Genomic DNA, 16796 nt, shown 5'->3' on the forward strand with positions numbered 1-16796 from the left:
CGCGCTGCCGGGCCCAAAACCCAAGAAGGGTCGGCGAAGCCGGGCCGCCGCGGGTGCGGGAGCCTTTGGTCTGTTTAGGTCAGGTCCTTGTAACTGATCTCGCGCGTGTCCGCTCCGGGGCCTGCTTTCTCACGACGCATGATCAGACGGTTCAGCGCGTGGATATACGCCTTGGCCGAGGCTACGACGGTATCTGTGTTTGCAGATTGGCCGGTGGCGATCATGCCGTCTTCTTCCAGACGCACCGAGACGGTGGCTTGCGCGTCCGTGCCTTCGGTCACCGCGTGCACCTGATAGAGCTGCAAATGCGCTTTGTTGGGGTAAATCGCACGGATCGCCTTGAAGGTGGCATCGACCGGCCCATCCCCATGTTCGGTTGCGATGATGTCCTTGCCGTCCATCTCCAGCTCGACCGTCGACTCGGCCTGTCCGCCAGTGCCGCAGGTGACCTTCATCGACACCAGTTGCAGGTAGTCATCCGCCTCGTCCAGCGTCATCAGGGCGATCAGGTCGTCGTCAAAGACCTCTTTTTTGCGGTCGGCCAGGTCCTTGAAGCGGACAAAGATATCGCGAAGCTGGTTGTCCCCGACCTCAAAGCCAAGCGTCTCAAGTTTGTCGCGCAGGGCGGCGCGGCCCGAATGTTTGCCCAGCGGCAGGGATGTGCCGGTAAGGCCGACATCTTCGGGGCGCATGATCTCGAAATTGTCACGGTTCTTCAGCATACCATCCTGATGGATGCCGCTTTCATGAGCGAAGGCGTTCTTGCCGACGATGGCCTTGTTGAACTGCACGTTAAAGCCCGACACGGTGGCGACCCGGCGTGAGATATGCATGATCTTGGTGGTATCGATACCGGTGTGGTAGGGCATGATATCGTTGCGCGTGCGCATGGCCATCACGACCTCTTCCAGCGCAGTGTTGCCCGCACGCTCACCCAGACCGTTGATGGTGCATTCGATCTGACGCGCGCCGCCGATGACGGCCGCCAGCGAGTTCGCCGTCGCCATGCCCAGATCATTATGGCAGTGGGTCGCAAACACGATCTCATCCGCGCCGGGCACGGTTGCGATCAGACGCTTGATCAAATCAGCCGATTCCAGCGGTGCGGTATAGCCCACCGTGTCGGGGATGTTGATCGTGGTCGCACCCGCCTTGATCGCAATCTCGATCACACGGCACAGGTAGTCCCATTCAGTCCGCGTTGCATCCATCGGCGACCACTGCACGTTTTCGCACAGATTGCGGGCATGGGTGACGGTGTCGTGGATTTTCTCGGCCATCTCGTCCTGGGTCAGGTTCGGAATGGCCCGATGCAACGGAGAGGTGCCGATAAATGTGTGAATGCGTCTTTTCTCGGCGTGTTTGATCGCCTCCCAGCACCGGTCGATATCGTTGAAATTGGCGCGGGCCAGACCGCAGATGCGGCTATTCTTGGCGCGTTGAGAAATTTCGGTGACGGCTTTGAAATCGCCTTCCGAGGCGATGGGAAAACCCGCCTCGATGATATCGACGCCCATCTCGTCCAGCAGTTCGGCGATCTCCAGCTTTTCTTCATGGGTCATGGTGGCGCCGGGGCTCTGCTCGCCGTCGCGCAAAGTGGTATCGAAGATCAAGACGCGGTCTTGGTCGGTCACGTTGGTCATGGGATTTCTCTTTCTTCTTCTGTCCTAAAGCCTATGGCGCGCGGGCGTCCTCCTCTGAGCGGGCGCGCCGGATGGCACGCTCAGAGGCGGATTAGGATCAGTAGGCCACGCAGCGACGTACCGCCAAAGGCGGTGTCGGCAAAAGGGATATCTGCGCGGTTGATCATGGGCGAAACTTATACAGAGCAGAAGGGGAATGAAAAGAACCAATTTTCAGGCTTTGCGGATTTGGTCCGGTTTCTTTTGCTTTGCGTGTTGAACCCATCTGTGCTGCCGCTAGGTGGGGCGGTATGAAGACAGCTTTGATCATTGGTGCATCCGGGGGGATCGGTGGCGCGATCTGCGACCGGCTTGTGGCACAGCGCGTGGCGGTGACAGGCCTGTCCCGGTCGCAAGACGGGTTCGATCTGACCCGGCCCGAGGTGGCGTTGGCGCGTCTGGATGACCTGCAGGGGCCGTTCGATCTGGTTCTGGTCGCCTCAGGCGCATTGGAGATCAATGGTGCACAGCCCGAGAAAACCATGCGCGCTGTGACGGCGCAGGCCATGATGGATCAGTATGCTCTGAATACGGTCGGCCCTGCGCTGATCCTTGGCCGGGCGCATCGGTTGCTGCCGCGCGACAGGCGATCCGTGATTGCGGTTTTGTCAGCGCGGGTCGGATCGATTGGCGACAATCGAATGGGCGGGTGGGTCAGTTATCGCGCGGCCAAGGCTGCGGTTAATCAGGTGGTTCACACGGCGTCTATCGAGTTGGCCCGGACGCACAAACAGGCGATTTGCGTCGCCTTGCACCCCGGAACGGTCAAAACCGAGTTCACGCGGAAATACCTAGGCCGACACCCCGCTGTCGCGCCAGAGGAGGCTGCTGAAAACCTGCTGCGTGTGACGGGGGCGCTGACCCAAGACGACACGGGTGGGTTCTTCGACTGGGCCGGGAAGCGGGTGCCCTGGTAGCAGGTCAGTTCTCTGCGGGGGCCTCGGTTTCCGGTTCCCCGGCGCTTGGCGCATCCGGTTCTGCGTCTGGTGTGCCCTCGGTGGGTGCCGCATCTTCTGACGACAGGGCGTCGTTGTCCCAAAGGCCCGATTGCTCTTGCCCGTTGGCATAGCGCATTGTGCCCTGTCCCTGACGTTTGTTTTCGAAAAAGCCGCCCTCATACACATCGCCCGAAGCATAGGTTGCCACGCCTACACCGGTGATTTTGCCGTCAAACCAGTCGCCGGTGTAGGTAAAGCCGCTGGGGGCCGTGATCGTTCCCTTTCCATGGCGAGCGCCATCGATGAAATCGCCCTCGTACACCGTGCCGTCGGCAAAGGTTGATTTCCCTTTGCCTTGCCGCGCACCGTCGATCCATTCGCCTTCATAGCGATAGCCATTGGCAAAGGTGACCGTGCCGGTGCCGTGGCTCAGGGCGTTGCGGAACTGGCCTGAATAGACCGTGCCATTGGGGTAGGTCGCCGTGCCGCGCCCCTCAAAAACCCCGGCAATCCAGTCGCCGTCATAGACGGTTCCGTCGGCATATGTGCTTTGGCCCTTGCCGTGCGGCAGATCTGCGCTCAGCTCACCGATATAGGCCGAGCCGTCCGGATAGGTGATCTCGCCAAAGCCTTCGATCTGGCCTTGCGACCATTCCCCGGAATAGCGGTAGCCATCGGTGCCAACGAAGGTGCCCTTGCCATGGCGGCGGTCGTCTTCATAATTGCCCTCGTAGACGCTGCCATTGGCGTAGGTTTCTTTGCCCTTGCCTTGACGGCGGCCTTTCGCAACTTCGCCTTCGTAGACATCGCCATTGGCCAGCGTCATTCGCCCGGTGCCGGTCATCAGGTTCTCGACCCACTGGCCGTCATATTCCAGACCGTCCGACTGGATCCAAAGACCCTGCCCATGGCGTTGGCCCTGCTGCACGTCGCCGTCGTAAACCGACCCGTCCGGGTAGGTGATCCTGGCCTTGCCCTGCATTTGGCCATCAGCCCAATCGCCGTCGTAGACATAGCCGCTGGGGTCCGTGCGCGTGCCCGTGCCATGGTGGCGCGAGTCCTTAAATTCACCCTTGTAACGCACGCCGCTGGCGTATTCCGCGACACCGGTGCCGTTGATGCCGCCACCTTGCCATTCGCCTTCGTAGGAACCGCCATCGGCATAGCTGATCTTGCCCTGACCCTCGGGCTTGCCTTCGGCGAATTGCCCGACATAGACCGACCCGTCGGCAAAACGCGCCGTGCCCTGGCCCTGAATGACGCCTTCGACCCATTCGCCGGTATATTCAAACCCGTTGGGTAGGCGGTAGGTTCCGGTGCCATGGCGCAGCCCGTTTTCGAACGTGCCCTCATAGACGCCGCCGACCTCGTCATCCTTGGTGATCACCGTCCCGTCCTGGGCAAATGCGGCTGTCATCGTCAGGGACAGAATCCCGACTGTGAGAGAGTTGCGGATCAGCTTCATGTATCGTCCTGCCTGCCCGGTGATCGTTTTCGCTTTGGTTGGCGCAAAAATAAGGGACCGCACAGGTCAGAGCAACGGCTTTTGCGGCATTGGTCTTTCACTCGCGCAACGATCTGCTAAATGCATTAGCACCAACGAGGGCAAGAGGGCAGCATGGCCGACCGTTTCCGCATCACTCTGGCACAGCTTAACCCCACCGTGGGCGATATCGAGGGCAACGCAGCCAAAGCCTTGGCCGTGTGGGAGCAAGCCCGCGAGGCCGGGGCCGATCTTGTGGCGTTTCCCGAGATGTTCATCACCGGGTACAACACGCAGGACCTGATCCTGAAGCCGGTCTTCCACCGTGCCGCGATGGCAGCGGTGCAGGATCTGGCCGCGCAATGCGCGGATGGTCCGGCTGTGGCGATTGGTGGACCTTGGGCCGAGAACGACAGCCTGTTCAACGCCTATCTGATCCTCAAGGGCGGGCGGATCACCAGCAAGGTTTTGAAACATCACCTGCCGAACGAGACGGTTTTTGACGAGGTGCGCCTGTATGATTCCGGCCCTCTGGGCGGGCCGTATTCGGTCGGGAACTCGCGCATCGGCAGCCCGATCTGCGAGGATAGCTGGCACCCGGATGTTGCCGAAACGCTGGAAGAAACCGGGGCCGAGTTTCTGCTGATCCCCAATGGCTCGCCTTATTTCCGGGACAAATACGATGTGCGCCTGAACCATATGGTCGCGCGGGTGGTCGAGACCGGCCTGCCGCTGATTTACCTGAATATGGTGGGTGGGCAGGACGATCAGGTGTTCGACGGTGCCACATTCGGCCTGAACCCGGGCGGAGAGCTTGCCTTTCGCATGCCGGTTTTTGACGAAACCGTCACCCATGTGGACCTTGAGCGGGGCGATGACGGCTGGCGGATTATCCCCGCCGAGATTGTGCCTCAACCCGATGCGTGGGAACAGGATTACCGCGCCATGGTGGAATCCTTACGCGATTATATGGGGAAGACCGGTTTCAAAAAGGCGTTGCTGGGTCTGTCGGGCGGTGTAGATTCCGCTCTGGTCGCGGCCATAGCCGTGGATGCCATCGGGGCAGAGAATGTGCGCTGCGTGATGCTGCCGTCGGAATACACCAGCCAGGCCTCACTGGACGATGCCGAGGCGGTCGCCAAAGCGCTGGGCGTGCACTACGACTTTGTTCCGATCTCGGACAGCCGGGCTGCGGTAACGGATACGCTGGCCCCCCTGTTTGAAGGGCGCGACGCGGACCTGACCGAAGAGAACATCCAGTCCCGCCTGCGCGGTGTGCTGCTGATGGCGATCTCGAACAAATTTGGCGAGATGTTGCTGACCACGGGCAACAAATCCGAGGTCGCGGTGGGCTATGCCACGATCTATGGGGACATGAATGGCGGCTACAACCCAATCAAGGACCTCTACAAGACCCGCGTGTTCGAGACCTGCCGCTGGCGCAATGCCAATCACCGTGCGTGGATGATGGGCCCGGAGGGTGAAGTCATTCGCCCCTCGGTCATCGACAAACCTCCAAGCGCGGAGCTGCGCGAAGATCAGAAAGACAGCGACAGCCTGCCGGATTATCCGGTGCTGGACGGTATTCTGAACATTCTGGTGGATCAGGACGGTTCCATCGCCGATTGTGTCGCGGCCGGATATGGCGAACAGGACGCCCGCAAGGTCGAACATCTGGTCTATATCAGCGAATACAAGCGGTTCCAGTCTGCCCCCGGCACCCGTCTGACCAGCCGTGCGTTCTGGCTGGACAGACGCTATCCCATCGTGAATCGCTGGCGGGATCGGGGCTGAGGCCGATACGCGGCCTTGTTTCTGAAAACAGTTCCGCATCATGACCTTATATTGTTTCCATTTGTGGGTCATTGAGGCTGAAATCATGGCCCCAAAGGGGTTCTTAACCTTGTTCGGCTGACATTTTTCTGCCACATTTATGCTTGGAAGTTGCCCAATGTGGGGCGGATGTGACGCATTGCTGTTAAGTTCGCAGTTTTTCGACAAGTGATTTTTGTCTCGTGCGGCGCATCCGGGGTTGGATGTCTGAGTTAATAGTGTGGTGTTAACATGTACGAGGAATACGATAAGTCTCTGCACGCGCCGTGGCAGTACAGAACGATGGAATCTCCGGCGCAGGAACTGGATGAAGAAAAGCTGGACGCGGCCATTGCTGACCTGCTTGGCGAACAAGCAGCGGAAGACAAGGCCGAACCATCGCAGCGGCTGGAATTTCCCGATCTGAAATCGCAAAAAGAGGTTTCGGCGCAAGCCGACGCAAAAGAGGCCGGATTGTCGGCGTCACTGCGTCAGAAATGGGCTGAACTGTCCGGCGCCGCCTAACTCTGAGTCAGAACCTGAAGTGACCCGCCGGGCGTATGCTTTGGCGCGGCTGCCACACGTCCGCACATTTGATAGGGCTGTGCTGAAAACCTGTTGTCAGGACCGGCAAGTTCAGCATCCTTGTACTCTGATAAATTGAGTATGAGCGGTAAATGCCCGGTCCCAAACCGACCCCATTTGAATCCGATCTTTCCCTGCCAAAATCCGTAGACACCGTCGTGATCGGCGGCGGTATCATTGGCGTTTCAACCGCGCTGGAACTGGCCGAACGGGGCGTGTCCGTCCTGTTGTGTGAAAAGGGGCAGATCGCGGGGGAACAAAGTTCGCGCAATTGGGGTTGGGTGCGTCTGGGGATGCGCGACCCGCGCGAAATTCCGTTGATGCAGGAAGCCACCCGGATCTGGCAAAACCTGGACAATCGTCTTGGACGGCAAACCGGATACGTGCAATCGGGCATCCTGTTCGGTGCATCAGGGGCGCGGGAGGCCGGCAATCTGCAATGCTGGTTGCGCCATTTGGACGGATTGCAAACCGGGGCGCGGATTGTGCCAGCGTCTGAACTGGCGGAAATGTTGCCCGGCTATACCGGCACACTCGATTGCGCGCTGCACATGCCGCAGGACGGGCGCGCCGAGCCTCAGCTTGCGGCACCTGCGATTGCCGAAGGGGCCCGCGACCGGGGGGCGGCGATCATGACCAATTGCGCCGTGCGCAGCCTTGACGTGCAGGGCGGACGCGTTGCCGGCGTGTTCACGGAACGCGGGCGCGTGGCCTGCGACAGGGTGGTGCTGGCAGGCGGCGCGTGGTCGCGCTTGTTTGCGGGCAATGCAGGCATTGATCTGCCGCAGCTGAAAGTGCTGAACACCGTCCTGCGAAGCTCACCTGTCGAGGATGGGCCGGACACAGCGCTGTGGTCCGATGACTTTGCAATCCGAAAACGCGCGGATGGAGGGTATTCCATCGCCTCGGCCCATCAAAACACCTATGACATCGTACCCGACAGCTTTCGCCTTGCATGGCAATTCCTGCCTGCGTTTTTTCAGGAATGGAAATCCCTGCGCTTTCGGCTCTCTGGTCGTTGGAAGGCCGAGGTGGCGCAGGACCGGTCGTGGGTGCCTACCGACGTGACCCCGTTCGAGCATTGCCGCGTTCTGGACCCCGAACCATCGCCGAAGACCCTGCGCACATCCTGGGCCAACGCGATAAAGGCCTTTCCGGCGCTACAGCAGGCCGAAGTGGTGCAAAGCTGGGCCGGGCTGATCGATGTGACGCCCGACGCGATCCCGGTGATCTCGGGCGTTGAGGATATCCCCGGCATGTTCATCGCCACCGGGTTTTCGGGCCATGGCTTCGGTATCGGGCCCGGTGCAGGTCGCCTGATGGCCGATCTGGTGATGCAGTCCACGCCCTGTGTGGATCCGGCCGCCTTCCGCCTGTCGCGTTTCACGGATGGCTCAAGGGTGCGGCCGGACCCCGGGTATTGAGGCGTCAGCCCATCATCTGATAGCTGACCGGGACAAAACGGAACCCTTCGCCGCGGGTCTCGACATACCCGGCAGCCGGGAACGGCATGTGATAGCCGATCATCGGCACCTTGTCGGCGGCCAGCAGACCCAGGATTTTGCGGCGGGAGTCAGTGGCTGCAGCCTTGTCCATGTCAAAACGAACCTCCCATTCGGGGTGCGCGAAGGACCAGACATAGTGATTGGCAAGGTCTGCCGTCAGGATCAGCCGCTGGCCATTGCTTTCCAGGTGATAAACCATATGGCCAGGCGTATGGCCGAACGTCGCCATTGCCGTCACACCAGAGACAACGTCGCCGCCATCTTCGATGAACGTCATTTTCTCGGCCAAAGGTGTGACTTTTGCCGCGACCAGATCACCGACCCGGTTGCCAGCCTCCTGCGCGGACCAGAAATCATATTCCTGCGCGGCGGTGACATAGCGCGCATTGGGGAATGTCTCAGCGTCATTGGTGGTCATACCGCCAATGTGGTCGGGATGCATATGGGTGATGACAACGACGTCGATCTGATCCGGTGTCACCCCGGCATCTGCAAGGGCCGCCTGAATGCCGCCCTGACCAAGCCCGGTGTCGAACAGAGCCAGCTCGGCCCCCGTATTCACCAGCGTCGGCGTAAAGAAGAACTGCGCAACGTCGGGCGAAATGAAGTTTTCCGCCGAGACGCGTGCAAAGTCTTCGTCTGATGCACCGCCGCCAAAGATCTCTTGCGCACCATCGCGCGGCAGACTGCCGTCCAGCAGCGTTGTGACGGTGAAGTCGCCCAACTGGAACGATCTTGCAATGGTCGAGTTCGCCTTGGTCTCGGCCCCGGCTGCCAAAAGCGGGGTTGTTGCGGATGCAAATGGAAGGGCTGCGGCGGCGCCCAGGGCCGCTCTGCGTGTTAAGTTGATGGCCATGTCTTCGTCTCCCTGTCAGAACGCCAGATAATAAGTTAGTTCGTTGCGGGTCGTGCGCCAGTGTATAGCCCGGTTTGGCGCGCAATTGGATGAACATTACGTGTTCCATGGTTTTCGCCCCGCGATCTTGAAGCTGGGTATAGTGCGAACGATCCGAAACCCCTGCTGGACAAAATCGCGCCTTTGTGACAAGAGCCGCGCCAACAGGAGACACCCATGACAACCACCCGTTTCGCCCCGTCGCCCACCGGTTACATCCATGTGGGCAACCTGCGCACCGCCCTGATGAACTATCTGATCGCCCGCAAGGCAGGCGGTACGTTCATCCTGCGCATCGACGACACAGACCCCGAGCGGTCGAAGGAAGAATATGTCGACGCGATCAAGCAGGATCTGGAATGGCTGGGGCTGCATTGGGACAAGGTCGAGCGTCAGTCGGACCGTCTGGACCGCTATGCCGAAGCCGCCGACAAGCTGCGCGAGATGGGCCGGTTTTACGAGGCGTTCGAGACGCCGACCGAGCTGGATCTGAAGCGCAAGAAGCAACTGAACATGGGCAAGCCGCCGGTCTATGACCGCGCCGCGCTGAACCTGTCGGACACTGAAAAAGAGGCGCTGCGGGCCGAGCGGGGCAACGGCGTCTGGCGGTTCAAGCTGGATCATGAGCGGATCGAATGGACCGATGGCATTCTGGGCGACATTTCCATTGATGCGGCGTCCGTTTCGGACCCGGTGCTGATCCGTGGCGACGGTCAGGTTCTTTATACGATTGCGTCTGTGGTCGACGATACCGAGATGGGCGTGACCGACGTGGTGCGCGGTTCGGACCATGTGACCAACACGGCGACGCAAATTCAGATCATCGAGGCGCTGGGCGGAACTTGTCCGCGTTTTGCGCATCATTCGCTGCTGACCGGCCCGCAGGGTGAGGCGCTGTCGAAACGTCTGGGCACGCTGGCGTTGCGCGATCTGCGCGAGCAGGGTGTTCAGCCGATGGCGCTGCTGAGCCTGATGGCGCGGCTGGGGTCGTCTGATCCGGTCGAGCTGCGCTCGGACATGGCCGAGTTGATCGATGGTTTTGATGTGAACCGCTTTGGGGCTGCGCCGACCAAGTTTGACGTGCAGGACCTGTTCCCGCTGACCGCGAAACAATTGCAATCGCTGCCGCTGGCGGAAGTTGCTGATGCTGTGGCCGATGCGGGTGTTCCTGCCGAACTGGCCGAGCCGTTCTGGGCCATGGCGCGTGAAAACATCACCACTCTGTCCGATCTGAAAGGCTGGTGGGAACTGTGCCGGGATGGGGCCGAGCCCTTGATCGCGGATGAAGACCGGGAGTTCATCTCGGACGCCATGGCGCTGCTGCCCGAAGGCCCGTTTGACGGAGAGACCTGGGGCACCTGGACCAAAGCAGTAAAAGAAGCGACGGGCCGCAAAGGCAAGGGCCTGTTCATGCCGCTGCGCAAGGCGCTGACGGGGATGGAGCGCGGGCCTGAAATGGCGGCGCTGCTGCCCTTGCTGCAGGTGATCCGCGCGCGGGGCTGAATGCCCCTGACAATCTAGAACTTGAATGAGGCAGGCAGTTCGTCTGCCTCTTTTTGTTGTTGTGGTTGGATGATCTTCACCGACGCGCGCTGCAGGCGGTCATCCACAAAGGCGATCTCGTCCGGTTTGAGTTGTTGGTGGCGCGGATACCTCGGTTCGGCCCGGTCATTCAACACAGGTGCGTCCCAGCCATCGGTCGTGGCAAAGAACCGGTCCACCCCGTCTGGTCCGAAAATGCGCAGGTACCCTTGCACGACAACGTCAATGTAGCTGAGCAGTAAAGGATGGTGATCGGTCGGCGCATTATGCCGGGCCTGCGGGACGGCATAGACCGCTATTTCAACGTCATGGGTCAGCGGATGTGTGACCGATTGCGTCGCGGGTATCCGGTCGTAGGCCCATTCCCTTTCATCCAGCGCGGCCCAGTCGTTCTTGGGAACATGCGCGATCATGCCTTCGATCTCGGACTCGGGGTCCGGAACCGCCGTCAGAAAGGCGACCGGACGCAGATCGGTGTGTTTCCAGGCCCGCCGCCAGCCCTTCAGTTTTGCCGGTCGTGGGTCGGGAAAATCATGGGTGGCCAGGTTCACAAGGCTGCCATAGCCAAAGAAATAGGGGTCTGCCATCTGCGAACGCGCCTTTCGATCGATTGATGTATGTCAAACCGCTTTTTTCCCGGACATGCAATAAGGCTGCATCATTATGTGAGGGAGGCCCATATGCGGATTACCAAACGAACGAATATTGCTGTGCGCCTGCTGATGTATTGCGCGGCGCACCCGGACCGGCTGGTGACGAAATCCGAGATCGCCGAAGTGTGCAACATCTCGGAAAACCATCTGGCGCAGGTGATCAATCAACTCGGACAGTTGGATTATCTGAGCACGCAGCGCGGCCGGAATGGTGGCATGTCTCTGGCGCGCCCGGCGGATCAGATCCGCATTGGTGCCGTATTCCGGCATGTGGAAGGATCGCTGCCGATTGCCGAGTGTTTTGCGGATGCCGACAATACCTGTCCGCTGACCGACGCCTGCCGCTTGCGGGTTGCCTTGCAGGACGCAGCCGAGGTGTTTTACGCATCGCTCGACGACATCACGCTGGATGCGCTGGTCTGCGATAATGATCCGCTGCTGAAAATCCTGCAGCCGGTCGCGTGTATGCGTTAAACTCAGTCGCTGGCGCGCAGAATGCGGGCGGGTCGGACGGATAAGGGGCGCAGCGCAAAGATCAGCCCCGCGCCAAGGGTGACGATGACCCCTGTGATCACGATGCCCAGTGCCGAGGGCCAGATCACCGCGAACCCGGTGTCGAAGATATAGGTCGCCACAGCCCAGCCGCCCAAGATACCGACCAGCAGGGCGACGCAGCCTGCGGCAGCACCCAGCAACATCGCACGCAGGGTGAAGCTGAGCAGAATGCGGCGGCGGTCGGCCCCGATTGTTTTCAGGATTGCAGCCTCGTACCGACGGGCCGGTTCTCCGGCTGCGGCTGCGCCGATCAGCACCAGAAACCCGGTCAGCAGCGACACCCCGGCTCCGTAGGACGTTGCCGAGGCCAGCCCCGCCAACAGGCCCGAGACCCGGTCGATCGCATCGCGCACCCGGATGGCCGTGATATTGGGGAACTGACCTGCCAGATCGCGCAGGATGGCGGCCTCGGCCTGTTCTTCGGCATAGACGGTGGCGATGAAACTGTGCGGTGCGCCCGCCAGCGCCGACGGGTTCATCGACATGATGAAGCCGATGCCGGCGGTCGAAAAATCAACCTCGCGAAAGGATGTGATCGTCGCGGTGATGTCGCGGCCCAGAATGTTCACGGTCAGCGTATCGCCCAGGGACAGGCCCATTTCTTCGGCCTCTTCAGCGGCAAAGCTGATCTGGGGGTCACCTGCATAGCCCTCAGCCCACCATTCGCCTGCCGTGATGCGCGCATTCTCGGGCGGGAGGGCAGAGTAAGTGATGCCCCGGTCTCCCTCCAGTACCCAGTGGCTGCCTGCAACCTCGCGGGCGGGCTGGCCGTTGATCCGGGTGATGATCCCACGCAGCATCGGGGCGCTTTCAAGGCGACTGACGGCGGGGTCGGTTTCCAGACGCTCGGTAAAACCGGGCATTTGATCCTTCTGGATGTCGACAAAGAAATACGAGGGCGCAACGTCCGGCAGATTGCCCGAGATGGCATTGCGCAATGTACCATCGATCTGGCCCACGGCGGCAAGCACAGAAAGGCCCAGACCAAGGGACAGAACCACAGACCCCGCGCCTTCGCGTGGGTCCGAGATGGCGGCTAGCGCCCATCGCAGTGGCGGGTGGCCGCGCGACCACGGAACGCCCTTGCGGGCCAGCCAGCGAATTGCGAAAGCGGCCAGTGACAAAAGGAACAGCGCCCCGACCAACCCGCCGCTGGTCCAAAGCGTCAGCCGCGCCGAGCCGTTGAACCACGCCGCCGCTGCGATCAGAATGGCCAGACCCAGCCCGGTTGCCAGAACGTAAATCAACCGGGGTATCCGCCGGGCCGAGGTCAGGGCGTCGCGGAACAGGGTGGCGGCGCGCACCTCCTCGGTTCGGGCCATCGGCCAGAGGGTGAACAGAAACGCTGTCAGCAAGCCATACAGGGCAGCCTCGGCCAGGGGTTGGGGATAGATCGAAAACACCGCCGGGACGGGCAATTGGCTTTCGATGATGGGGGCCAGCAGGACAGGGGCCAATCCACCCAGGGCCAATCCAATGACGATGCCGATCCCGGACAACAGCCCGATCTGGATCATATAGGTCTGAAACACGGTCGCCCGATCCGCCCCCAATGTGCGTAGTGTGGCGATGGTTTCCGTTTTCTGCGACAGGTACGCCCGTACGGCGGCGGACACGCCGATACCGCCCACGGCCAAGCCAGACAGGCCCACCAGAACCAGAAAGGCGCTGAGCCGCCCGACGAATTCGGCAATGCCGGGCGCTCCGTTTCGGGCATCCGTCCAGCGCATTCCGGTGCCTTCAAAGGTCTGGGCGGCCTCGGTTGCGGTTACCTCAAGATTGGCTGTTTCCGGAAGGTCCAACCGGTATTTGGTCGAAAACAAAGTGCCGGGTTCCAACAAGCCAGACGCGCTAAGATCTGCGGTGCGAACCAGCGTTCTGGGGCCAAGGCCAAACCCGTCTGCGGCCCCGTCAGGCTCGGCGGTCAGGGCGGCCCTCAGAACGAAATCCTGCGTTCCCAGCGCAAATACATCGCCCACCGAAAGGCCAAGCCGGTCCATCAGGACCTGTTCCATCACCGCGCCCGGTAGATCGTTGTGCCCCTCCAACGCATCAGACAGCTGCATGTCAGGGTTCAGCCCGACCTCACCAAGCAAGGGATAGGCGGCATCAACGGCCTTCACCTGCGTCAACGCGCGCTCGGTGCCCGTTTCAAGCGGGGCAACCGCCAGTGATCGGAAATCCACAACCTCCGAGACCGCCTCGGCGGTGTTTTCCATCCATGCACGCTCTTCTGCGGTGGCAAAACGGTAAGTGAATTCCAACTCGGCGTCGCCGCCCAGCAGTGCCGCGCCTTCCTGTGTCAGCCCGGTCTGGATGGCGTATCGGACCGATCCCACAGCGGCGATAGCCGCGACCCCAAGGGCCAGACAGGCCAGAAAGATACGAAATCCGCGCAGGCCTCCGCGCAGTTCCCGCCGCGCCAGCCGCCCGGCCAGTCGTAGGCTCATTCTGCAGCCTCTTTCCGTGCATCCTCGGCAATGCGCCCGTCGCGCAGGCGGACAACGCGGTCGCACCGGTCGGCCAGTGTATGGCTATGGGTCACGAGGATCAGCGTCGCGCCGTGTCTGTCGCGCAAGCCAAACAGCAAATCGACAATGGCGGCCCCGTTTGCCTCATCCAGATTTCCCGTGGGTTCATCCGCCAGCAGGATCTGCGGGCGCGGGGCCGAGGCCCGGGCCAGTGCCACGCGTTGCTGCTCACCGCCCGACAACTGCGCCGGATAGTGGTCGCGCCGATGCGACAGGCCAACCGAATCCAACTCGGCCTCGGCCCGGGCAAAGGCATCCTTGTGACCGGCCAGTTCCAGTGGCGTGGCTACGTTTTCCAGCGCAGTCATGGTCGGGATCAGGTGGAAGTTCTGAAACACCACACCCATCGTATCGCGCCGGAACCGCGCCAGATGATCCTCGTCCATCCCGGTCAGGTCCTGCCCCAAGGCCGTGACGGAGCCTCCGGTCGCCTGTTCCAGCCCACCCATCAGCATCAGAAGGGATGACTTGCCCGACCCGGATGGCCCAACCAGCCCCAAGGTCTCACCCTGCTTTACCGACAGCGTGATGCCATGCAGAATATCCACACGCCCGGCATTGCCATCCAGCGACAAAGCGGCATTTTGGAGCGAAAGAACAGGCTGAGTCATAGGTCTTTCCAAATGGAGGCAACACTTGTGGGATATGGAGCGGATACGACTTTGCGCAAGACTTTGATCGCAGGCCTTTTTGCAAGCTGCGGTTTTGCGGCCACAGCCGAACCTGTGATTATCGCCGCATTGGGGGACTCGCTGACGCAAGGCTATGGGCTGGTTGAAGAGGACGGGTTTGTTTCGCAACTGGAACGGTGGCTGCAGGCGCAAGGCGCGGATGTCCGGTTGATCAATGCGGGTGTTTCGGGCGATACCACGGCCGGTGGTGCTGCGCGAGTGGACTGGACCCTGACGCCCGAGGTGGATGGGATGATCGTCGCGCTGGGCGGCAATGATCTGCTGCGCGGGATCGACCCGGATGTGTCTCGATCAAACCTCGAGAAGATCCTGACCACCGCGCAAGCGGGGGAGGTTGAGGTGTTACTGGTGGGCATGCAAGCCCCCGGCAATTATGGCCCGGACTACAAGCAAAGTTTTGACAGCATCTTTCCCGATTTGGCGCAGCAATATCAGACGTTTTATGCTGACAGTTTCTTTGAAGGGTTGGCGGCGGTTGACGATCCGAATGCTGTTGGCGCGTTCATGCAGCCCGATGGCATTCATCCCAACGCCAAGGGCGTCGCCCTTATTGTCGAGGCTTTGGGGCCAAAAGTGCTGGAACTGGCCAATGAGGTCGCAGAACAAGGGTAGCTCATGCCGGGACGGTTCTTTCTGACGCGACCTATCGCCGAAATCGCCGATTTGCTTAGTGTTTCGGCGGATGCCCCCGAACAACCGCCCCGCAGCAACATCCAGCCTGGTCAAGAGATGCTGGTTATGACGCAAACCGGGCTGGTACCGATGCGCTGGGGCATGATTCCGGTCGGTCGGGTCAACGCCCGAGGGCGCCCGGTGATGGAGACCATCATCAATGCCCGCTCCGAGACCGTGTTCGACAAGACCGCGTTTGAGGGCGTTGGCCGCGCAGTTGTCCCGGTGGATGGGTGGTACGAATGGACCGGAGAGAAACGCCGCAAGACAGCGTGGCGTATCTTGTCGGCTGACGGCGCGCCACTGTTCTTCGCGGCGATTACCGACACCTGGCAGGCCCCGGGTGGGTTGCAGGTCGATCAGTTTGCGGCCGTCACCTGCGAGCCGAATGGCGACGTGAAACCCATCCACCACCGGATGGGCGTGCTGCTGGATCGCGCAGGCATTGATTTATGGCTGACCGGCTCGGAAGATCAGGCCAAACAGTTAACGCGCCCGTGGCCGGACGGGCTGCTGCATATCGAAGAAGTAAAGGACGCAGACTGGTCCGCGCCCTGACCAGCCGGTCAGACCACGGTTACAACCGTTCCAATCGGAACCCGGTTATACAGATCGACCACATGTTCGTTCAGCATACGGATGCAGCCGTTCGAGGCCGCCCGTCCGATGGTCTGCGGCTGTGTCGTCCCATGAATGCGAAAATAGGTATCGACCCCGTTCTGGAAAAGATAGAGCGCACGGGCGCCCAGCGGATTGTCCCCTCCGCCCGGTTGCACATAATCGTTGTCCTTGAACTTGGCGTAAGCCACCGGATCACGTTCGATCATCTCATCGGTGGGCCGCCACGTGGGCCATTCCTTCTTGACGTCGATGGTCGCGGTGCCCGTGAACTCCAGCCCCGCCTTGCCGACACCGCAACCGTAACGGATCGCCTTGCGCGGTTCGGTCACGTAATAGAGGTAGAAGGATCGGGGCACGACCAGCAATTGACCGGGGACGAATTGCTTCTTGATCCGCACAAATTGCGGCGTTGGATCATACTCGACCGCCTTCTTGGCGCTGGCGATACCCGGCAGCAGGCTGGCAGCCGTTCCGGCAAGAAACACACGGCGTGTGAACATGGATGAGCCTCTTCAAATGACCAATGCAATCATGACTATACTGTCAGGATGATAGCAAATCTGGTCATTTCTAGGGCAAATATAACGGAAACGTGATGTGTTCCGCTTGCGCGCTGCGCCGTAAGTAAAA

The 16796-nt window shown here is 60.9% G+C and carries 15 protein-coding genes; 8 read left to right on the forward strand and 7 right to left on the reverse strand.

Features of this window, described 5'->3' with window-relative positions:
- Positions 1-74: 74 nt before the first annotated feature.
- Positions 75-1643: a 2-isopropylmalate synthase gene (locus tag ACR0KJ_RS17410; RefSeq protein ID WP_480627274.1), complete on the reverse strand. Its 1569-nt coding sequence runs from the start codon at positions 1641-1643 to the stop codon at positions 75-77.
- A gap of 290 nt (positions 1644-1933) precedes the next feature.
- Between ACR0KJ_RS17410 and ACR0KJ_RS17415 the strand changes: the two genes are divergently transcribed.
- Positions 1934-2599 (forward strand): SDR family NAD(P)-dependent oxidoreductase, encoded by a 666-nt coding sequence (locus tag ACR0KJ_RS17415; RefSeq protein ID WP_480627275.1) that lies wholly within the window; start codon positions 1934-1936, stop codon positions 2597-2599.
- Between the two features lie 4 nt (positions 2600-2603).
- On the opposite strand, the gene ACR0KJ_RS17420 is transcribed toward ACR0KJ_RS17415, so the two are convergent.
- On the reverse strand, positions 2604-4085 hold the full coding sequence (locus ACR0KJ_RS17420; RefSeq protein ID WP_480627276.1) for an MORN repeat-containing protein: 1482 nt from the start codon (positions 4083-4085) through the stop codon (positions 2604-2606).
- Between the two features lie 153 nt (positions 4086-4238).
- Here ACR0KJ_RS17420 and ACR0KJ_RS17425 point away from each other — a divergent pair, with 153 nt between their 5' ends.
- The 3 genes from ACR0KJ_RS17425 to ACR0KJ_RS17435 all read left to right on the forward strand — a co-directional run bounded on the left by ACR0KJ_RS17425 (position 4239) and on the right by ACR0KJ_RS17435 (position 7924).
- The gene (locus ACR0KJ_RS17425; RefSeq protein ID WP_480627277.1) at positions 4239-5897 is read left to right on the forward strand and encodes an NAD+ synthase; all 1659 of its coding nucleotides are present in this window, start codon (positions 4239-4241) and stop codon (positions 5895-5897) included.
- 270 nt (positions 5898-6167) lie between these two features.
- Positions 6168-6440: a hypothetical protein gene (locus ACR0KJ_RS17430; protein ID WP_170455532.1), complete on the forward strand. Its 273-nt coding sequence runs from the start codon at positions 6168-6170 to the stop codon at positions 6438-6440.
- Between the two features lie 152 nt (positions 6441-6592).
- Positions 6593-7924, forward strand: a complete 1332-nt coding sequence (locus ACR0KJ_RS17435) for an NAD(P)/FAD-dependent oxidoreductase (RefSeq protein WP_170455530.1) — start codon at positions 6593-6595, stop codon at positions 7922-7924.
- A gap of 4 nt (positions 7925-7928) precedes the next feature.
- On the opposite strand, the gene ACR0KJ_RS17440 is transcribed toward ACR0KJ_RS17435, so the two are convergent.
- Entirely contained in the window at positions 7929-8861 is a 933-nt protein-coding gene (locus ACR0KJ_RS17440; protein ID WP_480627278.1) for an MBL fold metallo-hydrolase, read from the reverse strand.
- 216 nt (positions 8862-9077) lie between these two features.
- Between ACR0KJ_RS17440 and gltX the strand changes: the two genes are divergently transcribed.
- Complete coding sequence (gene gltX, locus ACR0KJ_RS17445) at positions 9078-10403, forward strand: glutamate--tRNA ligase (RefSeq protein ID WP_480627279.1); 1326 nt, start codon at positions 9078-9080, stop codon at positions 10401-10403.
- Positions 10404-10417: 14 nt separating this feature from the next.
- On the opposite strand, the gene ACR0KJ_RS17450 is transcribed toward gltX, so the two are convergent.
- The gene (locus tag ACR0KJ_RS17450; protein ID WP_170522355.1) at positions 10418-11029 is read right to left on the reverse strand and encodes a gamma-glutamylcyclotransferase family protein; all 612 of its coding nucleotides are present in this window, start codon (positions 11027-11029) and stop codon (positions 10418-10420) included.
- Positions 11030-11122: 93 nt separating this feature from the next.
- Between ACR0KJ_RS17450 and ACR0KJ_RS17455 the strand changes: the two genes are divergently transcribed.
- Positions 11123-11569, forward strand: coding sequence for an Rrf2 family transcriptional regulator (locus tag ACR0KJ_RS17455; protein ID WP_170522357.1), 447 nt, complete (start codon positions 11123-11125; stop codon positions 11567-11569).
- A 2-nt stretch (positions 11570-11571) separates the two neighbouring features.
- Here the strand turns inward: ACR0KJ_RS17455 and ACR0KJ_RS17460 are convergent, their stop codons facing one another.
- A complete protein-coding gene (locus ACR0KJ_RS17460; protein WP_480627280.1) occupies positions 11572-14100 on the reverse strand; it encodes an ABC transporter permease in 2529 nt (842 codons plus the stop codon).
- On the reverse strand, positions 14097-14792 hold the full coding sequence (locus ACR0KJ_RS17465; protein ID WP_170455518.1) for an ATP-binding cassette domain-containing protein: 696 nt from the start codon (positions 14790-14792) through the stop codon (positions 14097-14099). Before ACR0KJ_RS17465 ends, ACR0KJ_RS17460 begins: the two co-directional genes overlap by 4 nt.
- Positions 14793-14804: 12 nt before the next feature.
- Between ACR0KJ_RS17465 and ACR0KJ_RS17470 the strand changes: the two genes are divergently transcribed.
- Together ACR0KJ_RS17470 and ACR0KJ_RS17475 are read left to right on the forward strand one after the other, a co-directional pair.
- On the forward strand, positions 14805-15485 hold the full coding sequence (locus ACR0KJ_RS17470; protein ID WP_480627281.1) for an arylesterase: 681 nt from the start codon (positions 14805-14807) through the stop codon (positions 15483-15485).
- Positions 15486-15488: 3 nt separating this feature from the next.
- Positions 15489-16103, forward strand: coding sequence for an SOS response-associated peptidase (locus ACR0KJ_RS17475; protein WP_170633181.1), 615 nt, complete (start codon positions 15489-15491; stop codon positions 16101-16103).
- An 8-nt stretch (positions 16104-16111) separates the two neighbouring features.
- Here ACR0KJ_RS17475 and ACR0KJ_RS17480 read toward each other — a convergent pair whose 3' ends face one another.
- A complete protein-coding gene (locus ACR0KJ_RS17480) occupies positions 16112-16666 on the reverse strand; it encodes a L,D-transpeptidase (protein ID WP_170455512.1) in 555 nt (184 codons plus the stop codon).
- Positions 16667-16796: the final 130 nt, after the last annotated feature.

It is taken from the genome of Ruegeria sp. AD6 (assembly GCF_056542325.1).

Excerpts from the sequence above, each read along its gene's own strand:
- ACR0KJ_RS17410 (WP_480627274.1), bottom strand. The coding sequence starts at position 1,643 with ATGACCAACGTGACCGACCAAGACCGCGTCTTGATCTTCGATACCACT.
- ACR0KJ_RS17415 (WP_480627275.1), top strand. The coding sequence starts at position 1,934 with ATGAAGACAGCTTTGATCATTGGTGCATCCGGGGGGATCGGTGGCGCG.
- ACR0KJ_RS17420 (WP_480627276.1), bottom strand. The coding sequence starts at position 4,085 with ATGAAGCTGATCCGCAACTCTCTCACAGTCGGGATTCTGTCCCTGACG.
- ACR0KJ_RS17425 (WP_480627277.1), top strand. The coding sequence starts at position 4,239 with ATGGCCGACCGTTTCCGCATCACTCTGGCACAGCTTAACCCCACCGTG.
- ACR0KJ_RS17430 (WP_170455532.1), top strand. The coding sequence starts at position 6,168 with ATGTACGAGGAATACGATAAGTCTCTGCACGCGCCGTGGCAGTACAGA.
- ACR0KJ_RS17435 (WP_170455530.1), top strand. The coding sequence starts at position 6,593 with ATGCCCGGTCCCAAACCGACCCCATTTGAATCCGATCTTTCCCTGCCA.
- ACR0KJ_RS17440 (WP_480627278.1), bottom strand. The coding sequence starts at position 8,861 with ATGGCCATCAACTTAACACGCAGAGCGGCCCTGGGCGCCGCCGCAGCC.
- gltX (WP_480627279.1), top strand. The coding sequence starts at position 9,078 with ATGACAACCACCCGTTTCGCCCCGTCGCCCACCGGTTACATCCATGTG.
- ACR0KJ_RS17450 (WP_170522355.1), bottom strand. The coding sequence starts at position 11,029 with ATGGCAGACCCCTATTTCTTTGGCTATGGCAGCCTTGTGAACCTGGCC.
- ACR0KJ_RS17455 (WP_170522357.1), top strand. The coding sequence starts at position 11,123 with ATGCGGATTACCAAACGAACGAATATTGCTGTGCGCCTGCTGATGTAT.
- ACR0KJ_RS17460 (WP_480627280.1), bottom strand. The coding sequence starts at position 14,100 with ATGAGCCTACGACTGGCCGGGCGGCTGGCGCGGCGGGAACTGCGCGGA.
- ACR0KJ_RS17465 (WP_170455518.1), bottom strand. The coding sequence starts at position 14,792 with ATGACTCAGCCTGTTCTTTCGCTCCAAAATGCCGCTTTGTCGCTGGAT.
- ACR0KJ_RS17470 (WP_480627281.1), top strand. The coding sequence starts at position 14,805 with ATGGAGGCAACACTTGTGGGATATGGAGCGGATACGACTTTGCGCAAG.
- ACR0KJ_RS17475 (WP_170633181.1), top strand. The coding sequence starts at position 15,489 with ATGCCGGGACGGTTCTTTCTGACGCGACCTATCGCCGAAATCGCCGAT.
- ACR0KJ_RS17480 (WP_170455512.1), bottom strand. The coding sequence starts at position 16,666 with ATGTTCACACGCCGTGTGTTTCTTGCCGGAACGGCTGCCAGCCTGCTG.